Origin of the sequence: Jiella mangrovi, assembly GCF_017815135.1 — a bacterium.
In the GTDB taxonomy this organism is placed as follows: Bacteria; Pseudomonadota; Alphaproteobacteria; order Rhizobiales; family Rhizobiaceae; genus Jiella; species Jiella mangrovi.
Map to the genome: position 1 here is coordinate 140,742 of NZ_JAGJCF010000011.1, position 18,106 is coordinate 158,847.

17 protein-coding genes are annotated in these 18,106 nt (G+C 63.6%); 9 read left to right on the forward strand and 8 right to left on the reverse strand.

Annotated elements, in window-relative coordinates; all coding sequences use genetic code 11:
- Nucleotides 1-81 precede the first annotated feature (81 nt).
- The 3 genes from rpsK to J6595_RS15340 form a co-directional block, all read right to left on the reverse strand.
- Entirely contained in the window at nucleotides 82-471 is a 390-nt protein-coding gene (gene rpsK / locus J6595_RS15330; protein WP_209595444.1) for a 30S ribosomal protein S11, read from the reverse strand.
- 195 nt (nucleotides 472-666) lie between these two features.
- Nucleotides 667-1,035: a 30S ribosomal protein S13 gene (gene rpsM / locus J6595_RS15335; protein WP_209595445.1), complete on the reverse strand. Its 369-nt coding sequence runs from the start codon at nucleotides 1,033-1,035 to the stop codon at nucleotides 667-669.
- 238 nt (nucleotides 1,036-1,273) lie between these two features.
- Nucleotides 1,274-1,723, reverse strand: a complete 450-nt coding sequence (locus J6595_RS15340; protein WP_209595446.1) for a GatB/YqeY domain-containing protein — start codon at nucleotides 1,721-1,723, stop codon at nucleotides 1,274-1,276.
- Between the two features lie 345 nt (nucleotides 1,724-2,068).
- Here J6595_RS15340 and carA point away from each other — a divergent pair, with 345 nt between their 5' ends.
- Nucleotides 2,069-3,256 (forward strand): glutamine-hydrolyzing carbamoyl-phosphate synthase small subunit, encoded by a 1,188-nt coding sequence (gene carA, locus J6595_RS15345; RefSeq protein ID WP_245198476.1) that lies wholly within the window; start codon nucleotides 2,069-2,071, stop codon nucleotides 3,254-3,256.
- 116 nt (nucleotides 3,257-3,372) lie between these two features.
- On the opposite strand, the gene J6595_RS15350 is transcribed toward carA, so the two are convergent.
- Nucleotides 3,373-3,510: a hypothetical protein gene (locus J6595_RS15350; RefSeq protein ID WP_209595448.1), complete on the reverse strand. Its 138-nt coding sequence runs from the start codon at nucleotides 3,508-3,510 to the stop codon at nucleotides 3,373-3,375.
- Between the two features lie 438 nt (nucleotides 3,511-3,948).
- Between J6595_RS15350 and J6595_RS15355 the strand changes: the two genes are divergently transcribed.
- From J6595_RS15355 to J6595_RS15370, 4 genes are all read left to right on the forward strand, one after another.
- Nucleotides 3,949-4,236: a helix-turn-helix domain-containing protein gene (locus tag J6595_RS15355; protein WP_209595449.1), complete on the forward strand. Its 288-nt coding sequence runs from the start codon at nucleotides 3,949-3,951 to the stop codon at nucleotides 4,234-4,236.
- 198 nt (nucleotides 4,237-4,434) lie between these two features.
- On the forward strand, nucleotides 4,435-7,929 hold the full coding sequence (carB, locus tag J6595_RS15360) for a carbamoyl-phosphate synthase large subunit (protein ID WP_209595450.1): 3,495 nt from the start codon (nucleotides 4,435-4,437) through the stop codon (nucleotides 7,927-7,929).
- A gap of 212 nt (nucleotides 7,930-8,141) precedes the next feature.
- Complete coding sequence (gene greA, locus J6595_RS15365; protein ID WP_209595451.1) at nucleotides 8,142-8,615, forward strand: transcription elongation factor GreA; 474 nt, start codon at nucleotides 8,142-8,144, stop codon at nucleotides 8,613-8,615.
- 254 nt (nucleotides 8,616-8,869) lie between these two features.
- Complete coding sequence (locus J6595_RS15370; protein ID WP_209595452.1) at nucleotides 8,870-9,922, forward strand: glycosyltransferase family 4 protein; 1,053 nt, start codon at nucleotides 8,870-8,872, stop codon at nucleotides 9,920-9,922.
- Here the strand turns inward: J6595_RS15370 and J6595_RS15375 are convergent.
- Together J6595_RS15375 and J6595_RS15380 are read right to left on the reverse strand one after the other, a co-directional pair.
- Nucleotides 9,892-10,755, reverse strand: a complete 864-nt coding sequence (locus J6595_RS15375) for a glycosyltransferase family 25 protein (RefSeq protein ID WP_209595453.1) — start codon at nucleotides 10,753-10,755, stop codon at nucleotides 9,892-9,894. The two genes, J6595_RS15370 and J6595_RS15375, sit on opposite strands and share 31 nt — an antisense overlap.
- Nucleotides 10,756-10,765: 10 nt before the next feature.
- On the reverse strand, nucleotides 10,766-12,163 hold the full coding sequence (locus tag J6595_RS15380; RefSeq protein WP_209595483.1) for a TrkH family potassium uptake protein: 1,398 nt from the start codon (nucleotides 12,161-12,163) through the stop codon (nucleotides 10,766-10,768).
- Nucleotides 12,164-12,423: 260 nt separating this feature from the next.
- On the opposite strand from J6595_RS15380, the gene trxB reads away from it, so the two are divergent.
- The 3 genes from trxB to J6595_RS15395 all read left to right on the forward strand — a co-directional run bounded on the left by trxB (nucleotide 12,424) and on the right by J6595_RS15395 (nucleotide 15,308).
- Nucleotides 12,424-13,395 carry a thioredoxin-disulfide reductase gene (gene trxB / locus J6595_RS15385; protein WP_209595454.1) on the forward strand — a complete coding sequence of 324 codons (972 nt, stop codon included), beginning with the start codon at nucleotides 12,424-12,426 and terminating at the stop codon, nucleotides 13,393-13,395.
- 71 nt (nucleotides 13,396-13,466) lie between these two features.
- Nucleotides 13,467-14,363, forward strand: a complete 897-nt coding sequence (locus tag J6595_RS15390; protein ID WP_209595455.1) for a LysR family transcriptional regulator — start codon at nucleotides 13,467-13,469, stop codon at nucleotides 14,361-14,363.
- A gap of 168 nt (nucleotides 14,364-14,531) precedes the next feature.
- Nucleotides 14,532-15,308, forward strand: coding sequence for a metallophosphoesterase (locus J6595_RS15395; protein ID WP_209595456.1), 777 nt, complete (start codon nucleotides 14,532-14,534; stop codon nucleotides 15,306-15,308).
- 32 nt (nucleotides 15,309-15,340) lie between these two features.
- Here J6595_RS15395 and J6595_RS15400 read toward each other — a convergent pair whose 3' ends face one another.
- The gene (locus J6595_RS15400; RefSeq protein WP_209595457.1) at nucleotides 15,341-15,826 is read right to left on the reverse strand and encodes an SRPBCC family protein; all 486 of its coding nucleotides are present in this window, start codon (nucleotides 15,824-15,826) and stop codon (nucleotides 15,341-15,343) included.
- Nucleotides 15,827-16,127: 301 nt separating this feature from the next.
- Nucleotides 16,128-16,430 carry a hypothetical protein gene (locus J6595_RS15405; protein ID WP_209595458.1) on the reverse strand — a complete coding sequence of 101 codons (303 nt, stop codon included), beginning with the start codon at nucleotides 16,428-16,430 and terminating at the stop codon, nucleotides 16,128-16,130.
- Between the two features lie 625 nt (nucleotides 16,431-17,055).
- Here J6595_RS15405 and J6595_RS15410 point away from each other — a divergent pair.
- Nucleotides 17,056-18,072 (forward strand): SOUL family heme-binding protein, encoded by a 1,017-nt coding sequence (locus tag J6595_RS15410; protein ID WP_209595459.1) that lies wholly within the window; start codon nucleotides 17,056-17,058, stop codon nucleotides 18,070-18,072.
- The last annotated feature ends 34 nt before the right edge of the window (nucleotides 18,073-18,106 follow it).

Consider the following 18,106-nt stretch of genomic DNA (forward strand, 5'->3'; position numbering starts at 1 on the left):
GACGCTCCGCCTTCTGGCCCTGTCGGACCGAAACAGTCCAACGCCGGCTATCTCCAAAAGGAGCCAGCCAGCGGATGAAGATCAGACCCGGCGCTTCTTGCGCGGGCGCACACCGTTGTGCGGGATCGGCGTCACGTCGCGGATCGAGGTGATGGTGAAACCGGCCGACTGCAGAGCGCGCAGCGCCGACTCACGACCCGAACCCGGGCCGCAGACCTCGACCTCGAGGGTGCGCATGCCATGCTCCTGCGCCTTCTTGGCGCAATCCTCGGCGGCGATCTGCGCGGCAAACGGGGTCGACTTGCGCGATCCCTTGAAGCCCTGCGCGCCGGCCGATGACCAGGCAATGGCGTTGCCCTGGGCGTCGGTGATGGTGATCAGCGTGTTGTTGAAGGTCGAGTTCACGTGAGCGACACCCGACGAAATGTTCTTGCGCTCGCGGCGACGAACGCGCTGGACTTCCTTGGCCATTCAAACTTCCTGTTCGATCTCTACACCGCCGTAGTTCCGGCGGCTCCACCAGCAGCGCCCCGTGAGCGCCGCCTTTTACTCGGGGCAAGGCGCGCCTGCGACCGCCATCGAAAACCAATGGCGACACAGCGGACGCTCCGCCCCCGCAACGAAATCGAGCGCGGGGCTATTGGCCCTACGCTCGATGCCGAATCATTATTTCTTCTTGCCGGCAATCGCCTTGGCCGGACCCTTGCGGGTGCGGGCATTGGTGTGCGTGCGCTGACCGCGCACCGGCAGGCTGCGGCGATGGCGCAGGCCGCGATAGCAACCAAGGTCCATCAGACGCTTGATGTTCATCGCGGTCTCGCGGCGAAGATCGCCCTCGACCTGATAGTCGCGGTCGATGATCTCGCGGATCTGCAACACCTCGGCGTCGGTCAGATCGTTGACGCGGCGATCCTCGGTGAGGTTCGCCTTGGCCATGATCTCCCGGGCAAAGGACGGGCCGATGCCGTGGATGTACTGCAGCGCGATGACCGCGCGCTTGCCAGACGGGATGTTGACGCCAGCGATACGTGCCACGTCGATTCTCCTAAACTTTCGGGGCAGGCTGAAGAAGCCCGCTCGTTTCCTGGGCACCGCGCCCGATAATTTACGCGGGGGCTTATGGCCGAAAGCGGCCGGTCGGTACTCGGTCCGAGCCCCGTGCCAGCCGCAAAAATCGCGAATGCGCAGCCTATAGGCAGTTGTCGCGGGCAAGTCAACCGGAACGCGGGCCCGGCTGAACGCCTCTCGCCGCTGCCGCGAGCTGCGCCACGTCCTAGCGCAACAGGCCCTTCACCACGGTCGAGGCCTTGGAGAAATCCATCTTGCCCGGATAGCGCTGCTTGAGCACGTTCATGCAGCGACCGACGTCGCGCAGTCCCTTCGAATCGGTTTCCTCCACCGCTTCGCGGCAGGCGCGCTCGATCTCTCCGCTATCGAGCTGCGGAGGCAGGAACTCGCGAATGACGCCGATTTCCTCACGCTCCTGCTCGGCGAGTTCGAGACGGCCGTTGTCCTCGTAGGTTCTGGCAGCTTCCTCGCGCTGCTTGATCATCTTCACCAGGATCTGCAGCACTTCTTCTTCCCCGACAGGATCCTTGCCGGCGCTGCGACAGGAGACGTCCCTGTCCTTGATCGCGGCGTTGATCAGCCTGAGGGTGCTGACCCGGCGTTTGTCCTGCTGTTTGACTGCAGCGTTGAGAGCCTCGGTGAGATGCTCGCGCATGGGACGTGACTTTCGAGTTCGACTGGGTTCGCGCCGAAGGGTGCGATCGCTTCGGTCTAGTGCAATACTTCTTGAAGGCAGACGTAAAGGCCATTCGCGACTTTGAAGCTCGCGGCGGCTCGATGAAACATCTGGATGTCGCCTGTTTGCATCGCGTCGGCAGGATCGGATCCGGTGCCTGATGCTCTTGCTCGTCGGCGCCGGCTGGATGTAGAGACGTCCCAATCTTTGCGCAAGATGGCTTGCCTCCGCCTGACGCGATGCTGATATGACGCGTGCGGGAAGCGGCATCAGGCGCATACGCCCCTGGCGACACAGCACGAACACAGCCTGAAAGGAATGACGATGGCCAGCGAAGCCTGGACTGAGCGCAAGACGACGGCGGTCCTCGTCCTTGCGGACGGAACCGTGATCGAGGGCTATGGCGTCGGCGCCGAGGGCGCGGTCGAGGGCGAGGTCTGCTTCAACACCGCCCTCACCGGCTATCAGGAAATTCTCACCGATCCGTCCTATACAAAACAGATCGTCACCTTCACCTTTCCCCATGTCGGAAATGTCGGCGCCAATGACGACGACCACGAGGATCTGACGCCAGCCAATGCCTGCGGCGCCGTCGGCGCGATCTTCCGGGCCGACGTCACCTCCCCCTCGAACTATCGCTCTGCCAGCCATCTCGACGCCTGGCTCAAGGCCCGCGGCGTCATCGGCCTCACCGGCATCGACACACGCGCCCTCACCGCCTGGATCCGCGACAACGGCATGCCGAACGCCGTCATCGCGCATTCCGCTACCGGCGAGTTCGACCTCGACGCCCTGAAGGCACGGGCAAAAGCCTGGCCGGGCCTCGTCGGTCTCGATCTCGCCAGGGACGTCGCCGTCGGCCAGAGCGCGGTCTGGAAACAGACGCCGTGGATCTGGGACGCCGGCTATGCGGACATGGCCGAACCGAAATACAAGATCGTCGCCGTCGACTACGGCACCAAGCGCAACATCCTGCGCCTGATGTCGGGCCTTGGCGCCGAGGTGATCGTCATGCCGCCGACATCGAGCGCCGAGGAGATCCTCGCCCATGAGCCGGACGGGGTGTTTCTGTCCAACGGCCCGGGCGACCCGGCGGCGACCGGCGAATATGCCGTGCCGATGATCCGGGAGCTCCTCGCAGCCGAAGTCCCGGTTTTCGGCATCTGCCTCGGCCACCAGATTCTGGCGCTGGCGCTGGGCGGGACGACGGAAAAGATGCATCAGGGCCATCACGGCGCCAACCATCCGGTCAAGGACTTCACCACCGGCAAGGTCGAGATCGTCTCGATGAATCACGGCTTCGCCGTTGCCGCCGACAGCCTGCCGCAGGGTGTGGAGGAAACGCACCGCTCGCTCTTTGACGGCACGAATTGCGGCCTGCGGCTCTCCGGCAAGCCGGTCTTCTCGGTCCAGCATCACCCGGAAGCCTCGCCGGGCCCGCAGGACAGCCACTATCTCTTCCAGCGCTTCTTCGACCTGATCGCCGAAAGCCGGGCGAAGAAGGCGGCCTGATTGTTGCCGGCGTCACTGCCGCAGCAAAAGGCACAGATTACACGAAACGAAACCGGCGCTGGAGAGAGATCTCCGGCGCCGGTTTCGTTTATGCACCCTATCCCCGGCCCGGCCCGTCAGGCAAACCGGAACAGTCGTATCGCTCTCTTGAAAAACGACTTGATGCCGCAGTTGAACGTTGCATGACGATGCAGGTCGTCCCGATCGCGATCACCGCCGCAAGAAGAGCGGCCAATCAGAATATCCGCCAGCATGACAGCGCACCCTTTCCGTTTTGTGCCCCGAACCATGTGACGCTACGCCTCAAAACCTGCGCGAGCATTGACGGCTCACACGCCACATGAGTGAAGATGCGCACAATGTGCGCTTCGGTCAAGGGGATGAGGCGCACTGGGTGCGTAAAAATTGTCGCACCTCGTGCGCTTTTTACGGGCCGGCTGATCATTACGGAAATAGGGTTGGGGTTTGCGACTTGAGCGCAAGCCCCTTTACCACAGCCATTTCGGCGATATCTCCGCGCTCCCGCCCGGTGGGATCGGCATGAGCGCAGCAGCGAAACGACGTGGAGCGAAGCCGCGAGAGGCAGATTAGCGACACCAGACAAACGAAAATGTCATCGCTCTATGCTTCGATCTCACAGTGCGGGACGATCCGGACGCACACAAAGACGCCGTATTCGAGTTGGGACCTACATGACGCCCGAAGCCTTCAAGGACTGGCGCAAGCGCCTCGGCCTCAAGCAGAAGGAGGCCGCCGACAAACTCGGCCTCAAGAAACGCGTCATCCAGTATTACGAAAAGGGCCACCGCGACGGAAAATCGGTGGAGATCCCGAAGAATGTCGAGCTTGCGTGCCTGGCGCTGGCGCTCGGCTATGAGGAATATGACCCGTCGGCGGTCGCGGCGCGAACTGGCACCGCTGTGGACGACAGCGAACGAGGACCGGATGCGGTCGCCGAGGCCGCTGCTTACAGCGACTGATTTTTACCCATCGACCAGTGCTCGACGCAGGTCCGCCGGGACAAATGCGGGAATCCTGCCTCCGCCCCTTTCGCCGCGCAGCTGCCTTCCCTATAAGCCGGCCTCAGCCTCATCGTTCCACGCCGACCTGGCCGCCGCCCTCCCCGCGCGACCGGGTTCGCCGCGCGCGCGAAAAAGAAGAAACGGACGAGCCCTCCCATGCCCAAACGCACTGACCTGAAATCGATCCTCATCGTCGGCGCCGGCCCGATCATCATCGGCCAGGCCTGCGAGTTCGACTATTCGGGCACCCAGGCCTGCAAGGCGCTGCGCGAAGAGGGATACCGGATCATCCTGGTCAATTCGAACCCGGCGACGATCATGACCGATCCCGATCTCGCCGATGCGACCTATATCGAGCCGATCACCCCGGAGGTCGTCGCCAAGATCATCGCCAGGGAGCGGCCGGATGCGATCCTGCCGACCATGGGCGGCCAGACGGCGCTCAACACGGCCCTGTCGCTGCGCCGCATGGGGGTTCTGGAAAAGTACGGCGTCGAAATGATCGGCGCCGACGCCGACGCGATCGACAAGGCGGAGGATCGCTCGCTGTTCCGCGAGGCGATGGCGAAGATCGGGCTTGAGACGCCGAAGTCGCGGCTCGCCAATGCCAGCGAGGCCAAGGCCGCCGACCGGGCGGCCCATGACGAGAAGAAGGCCGCCGTCGCCCGCGAGATTGCCGATGCCGACGAGCGCGAGGCAAGGCTCGCGGCGCTGGAGGTCGAGTGGCAGCATGGCGAGGGCGAGCGCAAGCAGCGCTACATGGGCCGGGCGCTGGCGACGGCCGCCGAGGCCCTGGAAGAAATCGGCCTGCCGGCGATCATCCGCCCGTCCTTCACCATGGGCGGCACCGGCGGCGGCATCGCCTATAACCGCTCGGAATTCTTCGAGATCGTCGAGATCGGTCTCGACGCCTCGCCGACCACCGAGGTGCTGATCGAGGAATCCGTCCTCGGCTGGAAGGAGTACGAGATGGAGGTCGTCCGTGACAAGGCGGACAACTGCATCATCGTCTGTTCCATCGAGAACGTCGATCCGATGGGCGTCCATACCGGCGATTCGATCACCGTCGCGCCTGCCCTGACGCTCACCGACAAGGAATATCAGATCATGCGCAACGCCTCGATCGCGGTGCTGCGCGAGATCGGCGTCGAGACCGGCGGCTCCAACGTCCAGTTTGCCGTCAATCCCGAGACCGGCCGCCTCGTCGTCATCGAGATGAACCCGCGCGTTTCGCGTTCCTCGGCTCTCGCGTCGAAGGCCACCGGCTTCCCCATTGCCAAGGTCGCGGCCAAGCTCGCCGTCGGCTACACGCTCGACGAGATCCAGAACGACATCACCGGCGGCGCGACGCCGGCCTCCTTCGAGCCGTCCATCGATTACGTGGTCACCAAGATCCCGCGCTTTGCTTTCGAGAAGTTCCCAGGCGCATCGCCGATCCTGACGACGGCGATGAAGTCCGTCGGCGAAGTCATGGCGATCGGCCGGACCTTCGCCGAGTCGCTGCAGAAGGCGCTGCGGGGCCTGGAAACCGGCCTCACCGGCCTCGACGAGATCGAGATCCCCGGTCTTGGACAGGATGACGACAAGAACGCCATTCGCGCCGCCATCGGCACCCCTACCCCCGACCGCTTGCGCATGGTCGTCCAGGCGATGCGCCTCGGCCTTTCGATCGAGGAGGTGCATGCCGCCTGCAAGATCGACCGCTGGTTCCTGGCGCAGCTGAAGGCCATCGTCGACACCGAGAAGAAGATCGCCGAACACGGTTTGCCCGAGGATGCGGCCAATCTCAGGCTTCTCAAATCCATGGGCTTTTCCGACGCGCGGCTGGCCAGCCTGACGAAGAAGCGGCCGAAGGAGATCGCCGAGTTGCGCAACCGGCTGGGTGTCAGGCCGGTCTACAAGCGCATCGACACCTGCGCCGCCGAGTTCGCCTCGCCGACGCCTTACATGTATTCGACCTATGAGCGGCCCTTCGCAGGCGCCCTGCGCTCGGAGGCCGAGGTCACCGGCCGCAAGAAGGTCGTCATCCTCGGCGGCGGCCCCAACCGGATCGGCCAGGGCATCGAGTTCGACTATTGCTGCTGCCACGCCGCCTTCGCGCTGAAGGATGCAGGGCTCGAAGCGATCATGATCAACTGCAATCCCGAGACCGTCTCGACCGACTACGACACCTCGGACCGGCTGTATTTCGAGCCGCTCACCGCCGAGGACGTCATCGAGATCATGAAGGCCGAGCAGGAATCGGGCGAGCTTGTCGGCGTCATCGTCCAGTATGGCGGCCAGACCCCGCTGAAGCTCGCCGAGGCACTGGAAAAGAACGGCATCCCGATCCTCGGCACCGCGCCGGACATGATCGATCTCGCCGAGGACCGCGACCGCTTCCAGAAGCTCCTCGTCAAGCTGGACCTGAAGCAGCCGAACAACGGCATCGCCTTCTCGGTCGAGCAGGCGCGCCTCGTCGCCGCCGAGATCGGCTTCCCGCTGGTGGTGCGCCCTTCATACGTGCTGGGTGGCCGGGCGATGCAGATCATTCATTCCGAACAGATGCTGCAGAGCTATCTGCTCGACACCGTCCCCGGCCTCGTCCCGGAAGACATCAAGCAGCGCTATCCGAACGACAAGACCGGGCAGATCAACACCCTGCTCGGCAAGAACCCGCTGCTCTTCGACAGCTATCTGACCGACGCCATCGAGGTCGATGTCGACTGCCTGTCCGATGGCACCGACAGCTTCGTCGCCGGTATCATGGAGCATATCGAGGAGGCCGGCATCCATTCCGGCGATTCGGCCTGTTCGCTGCCGGTCCACTCCTTGTCGAAGGAGATCACCGACGAACTCGCCCGGCAAAGCGAGGCGCTTGCCCGCTCCCTGCATGTCGGCGGGCTGATGAACGTCCAGTTCGCCATCAAGGACGGCGACATCTACGTCCTTGAGGTCAATCCGCGCGCCTCGCGCACGGTGCCCTTCGTCGCCAAGACGGTCGGCCGCCCGATCGCCAAGATCGCGGCGCGCGTCATGACGGGCGAGAGCCTTCAGGCCGCCTTCGACCACTATGGCGGCAAGCCCGACACCCACAACATCCGCCATATCGCGGTGAAGGAAGCGGTGTTCCCCTTCGCGCGCTTCCCCGGTGTCGATACGCTGCTCGGCCCCGAAATGCGTTCGACCGGCGAGGTGATGGGTCTCGACACCGACTATGCTGTGGCCTTCGCCAAGGCCCAGCTCGGCGCCGGCGTCGACCTGCCGCGCGAGGGCGCGGTCTTCGTCTCGGTGAAGGATTCGGACAAGGAGCGCAGCCTGCCGGCGGTTCGCCGTCTTTCCGACCTCGGCTTCTCCATCGTCGCGACGGGCGGCACCCAGCGCTTCCTTCTGGCCAACGACATCGCCGCGACGAAGATCAACAAGGTGCTCGAAGGCCGGCCGCATATCGAGGACGCGATCCGCAACCGCCAGGTTCAGCTCGTGCTGAACACGACCGAAGGCGCCAAGGCTTTGTCCGACTCCCGCTCGCTGCGCCGTGCCGCACTGATTCACAAGGTGCCCTACTACACGACGCTCGCGGGCATGGTCGCGGCTGCCGAAGCGATTGCAGCGCTGAACAAAGGCAATCTTGAAGTTCGGCCGCTTCAGTCGTATTTTACCAACGCCTGAGAATGTCCGGCGCCTGTCAGACGGGCGCTTTCGGCAGGTTCAGCCAATTCGAAAGTGGTGCTGGTCCGGAGCGGCAGAGCCGTTCGGGGCCGGTTTCTTATTGTGTCGGGGCATGGTTCTCGTCACACTGTGTGTAGACGACTTCGCCAATGAGGCGCGGTTCTTATGAGGGTGAGTTCGCGCTCTGCGCGAGGTCCGGAAAGGTGGAGGCCATGGATAAGGTCCCGATGACGACTGGCGGTTTCGAGGCGCTGCGGGAAGAACTGCGCCGGCGCCAGCAGGAAGAGCGCCCGCGGATCATCGCGGCGATCTCCGAGGCGCGTGCCCATGGCGACCTCTCCGAAAACGCCGAATATCATGCCGCCAAGGAGGCTCAGAGCCTCAACGAAGGCCGCATTTCCGAGCTTGAGGACCTGACCGCCCGGGCCGAGGTGATCGACCTGTCGAAAATGTCCGGCGACCGGATCAAGTTCGGCGCGACGGTCAAGCTCGTCGACGAGGACACCGAGGAAGAGAAACGCTACCAGATCGTCGGCGACCAGGAAGCCGACGTGAAGGAGGGCAAGATCTCGATCTCCTCGCCCATTGCCCGCGCGCTGATCGGCAAGGCCGAAGGTGACACCGTCGAGGTGGCTGCCCCCGGAGGCGCCCGGTCCTACGAGATCCTCGAGGTCAGCTGGCAGTGATCTTCACTGTATGACGGAGCTGACTTGCAAAAGCATAGCGTCGGCCGGCCGGATGTCGGTCGCGCTCGCATCATTTGCTGAGTGCTTCGTAGCCGCGTCTGCCGCGCTGGAGTTAACGGCGGACTCTCCCACCGTGCAGAGGCTGATTGCCTCTACAGCATCGTGCTTTCAAAAGGTTAGAGCGCCCTTTGTGCGTCCATTCGGACGCAAGGCGCTCTAAGTAGCAACCGCCAAACTGGGTCGTTGACCGAGCCTTGCCCGACGTCTCGCACATCCTCGTCGTCGCGCCGAACTTCAAACGGCGCCTGTCCGGCGTGACCTCGACCATAGTCCAGCTGGTGCCGAAGCAGGCCGAGACGATCGCGATCGCGACCCTCGGCCCCGGGCTGCCGGACCATCTGCCTAAGCTCCACTGGCTCGACCTGCCGAAGCTCCGGCGACGGCCGAAGGGGCGCCGGTTTCGCGTCTGGCACGCCCGGCGTAACGTCGAGATGCTGGCCGGCGTCGTGATGCGCGATCTTTTGCGCATGCCGTTAAAACTGCTCTTCACTTCCGCCGCCCAGCGCCATCATACCGGCTGGACGCGGTTTCTGATCTCGCGCATGGACGGCGTCGTGGCGACCAGCGAGCGCAGCCGCTCCTATCTCAAGGCACCGGCGCGCGTCGTGATGCATGGCATCGATTGCGAAAGCTTCAGCCCGGATGGTCCGATGCCGTCTGGTGACCTTGCCGCGTCGCTTGAAGGTCGCAGGATCGTCGGCTGTTCCGGCCGCATTCGCCATCAGAAGGGCACGGACCTCTTCGTCGAGGCGATGATCGCGCTACTGCCATCCCACCCCGACTGGACTGCCGTGATCACCGGCCGGGTCACCGCGGAAAACCGGGCCTTCGCCACAGATCTCGAAGGACGCATCGCGGCCGCCGGCCTGAAAGAGCGAATTCTCTTTGCGGGCGAGGTGGACGACATCGCCGCCTGGTTCCGCCGCTTCGATCTCTACGTCGCGCCCCCCCGAAACGAAGGCTTCGGCCTGACACCGCTCGAAGCCATGGCGAGCCGGACGCCGGTCGTCGCCAGCGATGCCGGCGCCTTCGCCGAGCTGATCGTCGAGGGCGTCACCGGCCGGGTCGTTCCGGCGGGCGATGCGGGCGCCCTCGCCTCGGCGATCGCGCCCTTTCTCTCGGATGAGACAATGCGTCTGGCTGCCGGTACGGCCGGCCTGGAACACGTCAGAGCGAAGTTCCCCCTGGAGCGGGAGGCCATGCAGCTGGGTGCCGTCTACGAAGCTTTGTGGACGTCCACCCCATAGCTCGCGAGCTTGGCCTCGAGCGCGTCTCGCGAGATCGGCAGCACGGCGCGAAATGCCTCTTCGTCGAAGGTAGCCGGCCGAAATTCTGCGTCGGCGAGGCGGCGGAGCTGGACCATACCCAAGCGCACCTGCGTCGCCAGACGACGTCCGCCATAGCCCAAACGACCAGTCGTGATCGGCAGGCGCTTGCGCGGAAGCTGTATCGACGTCGCGGTGGACATCCCGACATCCAAGCCCCGCGCTTGGAGGAGATGCACCTGCATGGTCGCGGCCGGCTCGATCTGTGCGGCCCTCAGTTTGCAGACACCGAACATGAAGGCGTCGGCCGGCGCGGTATGGGATTGGGAGCGGCCGAGGAGCAGCCGCGCCCCTCGCTGCGAAATGAAGTAGGCGCCCGCCCCGGCCTTGTCGCGGAGAACGGCCGCCAGCTTCAGCCGGCCGATCGTCTCGACGCGCTTCTTTCGAAAGAATTTCCGCCGCCCGAAACTCTCCAGATTGACGAGGTCGTAGCCGCTGGCCGCCGCGGCCTCGGCCGCTTCGGCGAAATGGGCTGCGAAGACCGTGTCGTCTTCGAGAACGATCACGCCCTCCGGCGTTTGCGCAGCCTTCTCCCAGAGCGAGCGATGCGAGAGGAAGGCGGCGAGTTCCGGCCGCGTCATCGGTCGCTCCCAAAGCGTCGAGAGCTGGCGAAAAGCGGGCTCGTCGATGGCCTCGGCCTCACATGCGGCAAACCGGGTCAGCGCGATGCCATGGGTGTCCGCCTGCACCTCCATGAGCGCCCGGCGCTCCCTTGCCCGGTCGAGATTGATGAAACAGATCTGCGGCATCGCCATCGGCTCTTCCTCAATCGGCCCAGACCGAGGGGAAGAACAGGATCAGGACCGTCACCAGCTCCAGCCGGCCGAGCAGCATCGTCGCCGACAGGACCCAGAGCGCCGGGTCGGGAAGCGTCGAGAAATTGCCCGCCGGCCCGATGATCTGGCCAAAGCCGGGGCCGACATTCGACAGGGCCGTCAGCGTGCCGGAAAATGCGGTGATGAGGTCGAGACCGAACATCGTCAGGAACACTGTGCCCATCAACAGCGTCCCGAAGAACAGGAAGAAGAAGATCGTGACGGTCTGGATCGTCTGGGCGCTGATCTCGTCATTCCCGTATTTCAGCCGGATGATCGCGTGGGGCCGCACCAGTTTGCGAAAACTCGCCCTGACGACGAGAAACAGAACGACCAGACGGTTTGCCTTGATGCCGCCGGCCGTCGAGCCGGCGCAGCCGCCGATGAAGGAGGCGAGGAAGAAGATGCCGATCGCCGCGTTCGACCAGAGCGTATAGTCCTCCGAGGCGTAGCCGGTCGTGGTGATCACCGAAACGAGATTGAAGGTGGACGAGATCAGTGCCTCGCCGAAGGGCGTTTCGTTGATGATGCGGCGGGTCACCGCGATGGCGAAGCTGAGAACGCCGCAGATCACCAGGAAGACGAGGATCTGCGGGTCGCGCCAGAGCTGAAAGCGCCTCGGCAGGAAGGCACGCACATAGACGACGAAGGGCAGCGCCGCGAGAATCATGAAGATGGTCGAGGCGACGAGGATGCGATTGTCGTCGAAATACCCCATCGAGGCGTCGTGTGTGGAATAGCCGCCCGTCGCCAGCGTCGTCATGGCGTGGTTGGTGGCGTCGAAGAACGACATGCCGAGCGTGTTGTAGACGATGGCGCACAGAAGCGTCAGCGTGATGTAGGCGGCGAACAGCCCGCCGGTGAGCTGGTTCACGCGGGGAAGCACCTTGTCCGACTTGTCGGAGCTTTCCATGTGGAACAGCGCCAGACCGCCGGCCTGCAGGGACGGCAGGACGAGCAGCACCATGCCGATGATGCCGATGCCGCCGAGCCATTGCAGCAGCGAGCGCCAGAGCAGGATGCCACGCGGCAGCGAATCGAGGCCGGAGATCACCGTCGAGCCGGTCGTCGTCAGGCCCGACATTGATTCGAAGCAGGCGCCCGCGAAGCTGACATTGACCGAGGAGAAATAGATCGGCAGCGCGCCAATCACGCAGGCGGTGACCCAGATCGTCGCGACGATCAGGAAGCCGAGCTTCTGGGTGAACTGTGGCCGTTCACCGCGCGTTGCCACGGCCACCAGCGCACACACCACGCCAACGAGGAAGCCTGTGCCGACGAAAACCCGAAAGTCGTCGCTCTGGTCGGCGAGATCGATCAGCGCCGGCAGAAGCATGGCGAAAGCCAGGCCGAGGCCGAAGCTCGACGAAACGTGGGCGATCGTCCTGAAAATCTCTGGCTCTCCGACAGCTGGCGCGCCTCTTTGGCGAGGTCACGCAGACCAGCGCTTCTAAAGCGTCCGCCCGGCGGCGGCAATTCTGCAGGTTCGGTGCGGTGCTGCCTTTGATATGCCCCTGTTGCAGCCATGTTGCAGCACGGCATGCCCTCGTCTATTGAACGAAGGGATCCCCGACGCCATCTCCCAGACGCATTGCTTGCGAGGCCGCCATGTCTGAACGTCACGCCAACATCATCATTCTCGGCTCCGGCCCGGCTGGCTACACGGCCGCGATCTATGCCGCGCGGGCGATGATGAAGCCGTTGATCATCGCTGGCCTGCAAGAAGGCGGGCAGCTGACCATCACCACCGACGTCGAGAATTATCCGGGCTACGCCGAACCCGTCCAGGGGCCGTGGATGATGGAGCAGATGAAGGCGCAGGCGCTGAATGTCGGGGCCGAGATGGCCAGCGACATCATCGTCAAGGCCGAGCTCGACAAGCGTCCGTTCCGTCTGACCGGTGATTCCGGCACGGTCTACAGCTGTGACGCCCTGATCATCGCGACCGGGGCTCAGGCGAAGTGGCTGGGTCTGCCCAGCGAGGATATGTTCCAGGGATTCGGCGTCTCCGCCTGCGCGACCTGCGACGGCTTCTTCTATCGCGGCAAGGAGGTCGTGGTCGTCGGCGGCGGCAACACCGCCGTCGAGGAGGCGCTTTATCTCGCTCATATCGCCAAGAAGGTGACGATCGTTCATCGCCGCGACGAGTTTCGCGCCGAGCGGATCCTGCAGGAGCGTCTGTTCAAGACCGAAAATGTCGAGATCCTATGGGATACCGGCGTCGAGGAGGTTGTCGGCATCGAAAAGCCGATGAAGTCGGTGACCGGGGTCCGCCTGAAGAACTACAAGACCGGCGAGGTCACGGAACGGCCGATCGACGGCGTCTTCGTCGCAATCGGCCACGCGCCGGCGGTCGAACTCTTCGTCGGTCAGTTGAAGCAGAAGCCTTCGGGCTATCTCTGGGTCGAGGCGGGCTCGACGCGGACCTCCGTCGAAGGCGTCTTCGCGGCCGGTGACGTTTCCGACGACGTCTACCGTCAGGCGGTGACGGCAGCGGGAATGGGTTGCATGGCCGCTCTGGAGGCAGAAAAGTTCATCGCCGAGCAGGCACTCACTGAAAACCGAACCGCGGCCGAATAGGGCTTAGCCGCCCTCACCCACCATCTGTCCGGCCCAACTTTTTGCCGGATCGCTTGAAGGACCACCAGACCATGGCCCTCGACTGGGACAAGCTGCGGATATTCCATGCAGCAGCCGAGGCAGGTTCGTTCACTCACGCGGCCGATGCGCTCAATCTCAGCCAGTCGGCGATCAGCCGGCAGGTCGCAGCGCTCGAAAACGAGATCGGCGTTCCGCTTTTCCACCGTCACGCTCGCGGCCTCGTTCTTTCCGAACAGGGCGAACTCCTGTTTCAGACCGCGAACGACGTCCTGAAACGCCTCGAGACGGTGCGCATGCAGCTCACCGAAACCAAGGAGAGGCCAACGGGCAAGCTGCGCGTTACGACGACCGTCGGTCTCGGCTCTGGCTGGCTGACGGAGCGCGCGCGCGAGTTTCTCGAACTCTATCCCGATCTGGAACTCCAGCTCGTCTTCGACAACGAGGAAATCGACCTGACCATGCGCAAGGCGGACGCCGCAATCCGCCTGCGCCAGCCGCAGCAGCCCGATCTCATCCAGCGCCGGCTGTTCACGGTCCATCTCCATGTCTACGCGTCGCCGGCCTATCTCGCCCGCTTCGGGACGCCGGAGACGGTGGACGATCTCGACCGCCATCGCATCATCACCTTCGGCGAGCCAGCACCGAATTATCTGCGCAATCTCAATACGCTGGAGACGGTGGGCCTGCCCGAGGGAAAATGCCGCAATCCGATCCTGCAGATCAACAATCTGATGGCCATCCGCTCGGCGATCGAGAGCGGAACCGGCCTCGCGCTCTTGCCCGATTACATGATCGACAAGCGCTCGAAACTCGTTCAGGTCCTGCCGGAAATGGAAATGCCGACCTTCGACACCTATCTCTGCTACACCGAGCAGATGCGTAGCGCCGCCAAGCTGAAGGTGTTCCGCGACTTCCTGATTTCCAAGGCACGAACCTGGGCTTATTAGAGCGCGCGGCGTCCTATCAAACGCAGACAGAAGGCTCTTGCTGTCTGAATCGGTACATCGTGCTTCAAGGAGAATCGATTGCGATTTCCGGGCCGATGCTGTGGTCGAAACGGGCCAGTGCTTTCGAGGCAGACGCCGTTCAGCGATCCCACCGCGAGAGGAACGCCATTGCCGAGCGAGCCCACCGACATCGTCGCGATCGGCGACGTCCACGGAAAGAGCGGCCTTCTTACCCGGTTCCTCGACGGTATCGATCGCATTGCCGAAGAGCGCGGGGCAACTCCGGCGATCTTTCTCCTCGGCGACCTCGTCGATCGCGGCGAGGACAGTCGCGGGACGATGGACATCGCCGCGAAGCTCTTGTCGGAGCGACCGGGATCACAGGTCCTCCTCGGCAACCACGACGAATGGTTCTTGCGATTCCTGCGGGATGAACTCAGCGACGCCGAATTGTGGAACTGGCTCGATCAGGGCGGCGCGGAGACCCTGTCTTCCTATGGCTGCCCTTCCGATGCATCGCCCCAGACGGCGCGCGCTCTCATCAAGGCAAGTTGGCCGCATCACCTGTCAATTCTGAGCCACGCTCCGACGATCGTTCTTCGTGGAAGATTCGCATTCGTCCATGCCGGCATCGATCCGGGCCGTCCCCTCACCGATCAGGACCCGCATGACTGCGTATGGATCCGGGCGCCCTTCATGAATCATGTCGGGCGGCTGAGCCATCTGGTTCTCCACGGCCACACGCCGCAAAAGCGCGGACGGCCCACGATCACGGAGAATAGGCTGTCTCTCGATACCGGGGCGGTCTTCACCGGCAGGCTGAGCGGCGCATGGCTGAACGTCGACACCGGGTCGATCACCTGTCTTCAGGCCAGCGACGGTGAGGCGATTCACGAGATCGCACCGCATCGTCTCGATCGGGGCCTCGGCACGGCGCTCGACTGATCGATCGGCAGCGCCGAGGCGGATGCTTCAGGCTACATCGAGCCGGCCTTCTCCTTCAGCGACGAAAGTCCAGCGTCGTAGATGCCGCCGATCACTCCTGACGCCTCATCGTCGCTCGCGCCTTTGGCATCGAACCTGCCCGACCAGCTGACCGTCGATCCGTCGCCCGAGCCGGAAACGCTGATCGTCGATTCGTAGTTCTCGACCGGCAGCGGTCCTTCGAGGATCCTGTAAGTGTAGCTCATCGCGCCGTCGTCGCGGGCGACTTCTTCTTCGACCAGCACCGCACCGTCCGGCAGGGTCAGGCTGCGCAAGGGCCGGCCGTCTTGTTCGGAGAGTTCACAGTTGGTGACGACCGGATGCCAGTTCTGGATGTCGCAGAACGTGCCGATCAACTTCCACAGGGCGTCCGGCTTTGCCGCCAGTTCTGCCGACCTTGAAACGTCGAGGGCCAGAGCCGGAGATGCCGCCAACATCACCGACGCGCCGACAAGGGCAGCGTTGAGACGAATTTTCATATGCGTAATCCTCCCGAGAGCCGCGACGGCGACTGTTCTCGCCCGTTGCGGCATCCTCCTCGGTGCCCGGCTGTACGCTACGGCATCGGCCCGGAAATCGGAATCGATTTTCGGAAAGCGCGATGCCTTGATTCAGCAGGCCTCAGCGCCCTTTGCGGGCCCATTCGAATGCAATGCGCTCTTGCGGATTTCACACTCCTTGCGATCGCGACGCCTGGCGGCGATCCGCGCATGAAAAAGCCGGCAACGCTGCAATCAGCAGCGTTGCCGGCCGACTTTCGCGGGAATGACCCGCCGTCGTTCAGTGGCAGACGCGAGTCTTCTCGACAACCTTCTTGCCGTGCTGGATCTTCACGACTTTCTTGGTGCGGCAGTCCTTCTTGTGAGACTGGGTCTTGCCGACATGCTTCGTGGCAGATTTTTTGACGACGACGGAGCCATTGTGCTTCTCGACGATGACCTGGCCGTGATGCTTTTCGGAGGCGTGCGTGCGGGCGGCGTCCTTGTCGACGATGATGACCTTCGTATTGGCGGCCTGAGCCGCGGCACCGGCACTGAGGGTTGCCGCGAGAGCGACGGCTGCCGAAATGATGAACTTGCGCATGATCGAAACCTTCACTAGCGCCATATTGGCGTTTTCAACGATGGCGTAACCATATCAATCGGCAACTGAATGAATTCTGAACATTATGGTTGGCTTAATTTTAATCGAGGCGACCCATTCCGAAGAGCCCGAGATCATTGGCGCTGTTTCAACCGGCACCGCGGCGTCGTTGGCGGCAATTGCGGGTGAAACCACAGGCTCTCAGGGAGCCCACCGGCAGACGGAGGAGAACCCTGGTGGAATGCCTCGCTCGGACCGACTGCTTCAAACAGGCCGGCCCGGCGGTGGATCGGCAAAAAAAAAGGCGGCCAAAGGGCCGCCTGAAGTTTGGCTGGAGTATCAGGTCGAAAACCCGATATGGCCACAACGTTGAACCCGAAAGTTGGTTGCATTTGGGCAACGGGTCCTGAGATTATTTTCGCCGCGCAGCTGAATGGCAGACGTTTCGACGCCCGCGGGATGGTCAGAGGAAAATGCTTCCACGCAAGGCCATCGCATTGCCTCTCGCGCGCAACCAATGAGGCTTGCTGACGTTATGGCGTAACATGCGGCGGGGTAATCACTCCGCCCGCTTCCCGCCGTTGAACGATCGCCGTCGACGCAAGGAACGTCAGGAGTTTCATTTATGTTTCGGGACAAACCGAGCACCTACGAGCAGGTCGCCAATTCGCTCGGCGCGCTGAGTCAGCGAATTGGAGAACTGGAAGGGCAACTGGCCGAACGGCTGGACCCGACGCCATCGGCCACCGACCGCGCCCGACGCGCGATCGGACGGATCCCCGGTGTGGCGCCCGAGCCGACGGGCCTGTCTCGCTATCTGCCGCATTTTTCGGACTATTGGCCGGACGATGCCGGCCGGAGCGCCCGCCGGCAGATGCGTGCGCTGCAGGAGGCCGGCGGCGACCTCGCCCATGGCGCCGAAGACTATTTCGACGGGGCTCGCCGCCACCTCGCCAACTGGTCGGCGCCGGCTCTCGCCTCGCTGCGCGGCCATCTTCCCGCCCGCTATCAGCCGAAGGCCGACGATCGCAACCGCGAGCTGACGGCGCTCCTGATTGCAGGCGGCGCCATCGCGGCCGTTGGCGCTGCGTATTTCATCACCAAGAAGGTGAATGATGCCAGCGAGGAGCCGGATTACGACGTAGTGCGCGCCGACGGGGCCGTGGAGATTCGCGACTACGACGCGATGATCGTCGCCGAGACTGTGAAGAGCGGCTATCACGAAAAGGCCCGTCGCATGGGCTTCCAGACCCTGGCCGACTACATCTTCGCGAAGAACCGGCCGGGCAAGAAGATCAAGATGACGACGCCGGTCATGCAGCAGCTCGCCGAGGGCGAAGGCCGCTCGAAGGGCTGGGCCGTGCGTTTCGTCATGCCGAAGAAGTTCACCCTCGCCAGCCTGCCGGAGCCCGGCGGCGACGACGTGCATCTGAAGGACGTTCCCGCAAGGCGCCTCGCGGCCATTCGCTTCCCGGGCAACTTCACCGCGACGCTTGCCTCCAAGCACCTGATGACGCTCTACAACTACCTCGCCGACAATAATCTGAAGCAGCGCGGCGATCCCGAATATGCCTTCTACAATCCGCCGTGGACCCCCGGCTTCCTAAAGCGCAACGAGATCCTCATCGAGATCGAGCGCTGATCCGAACGGGGCAACCGTTCCTCACATGCGAAAA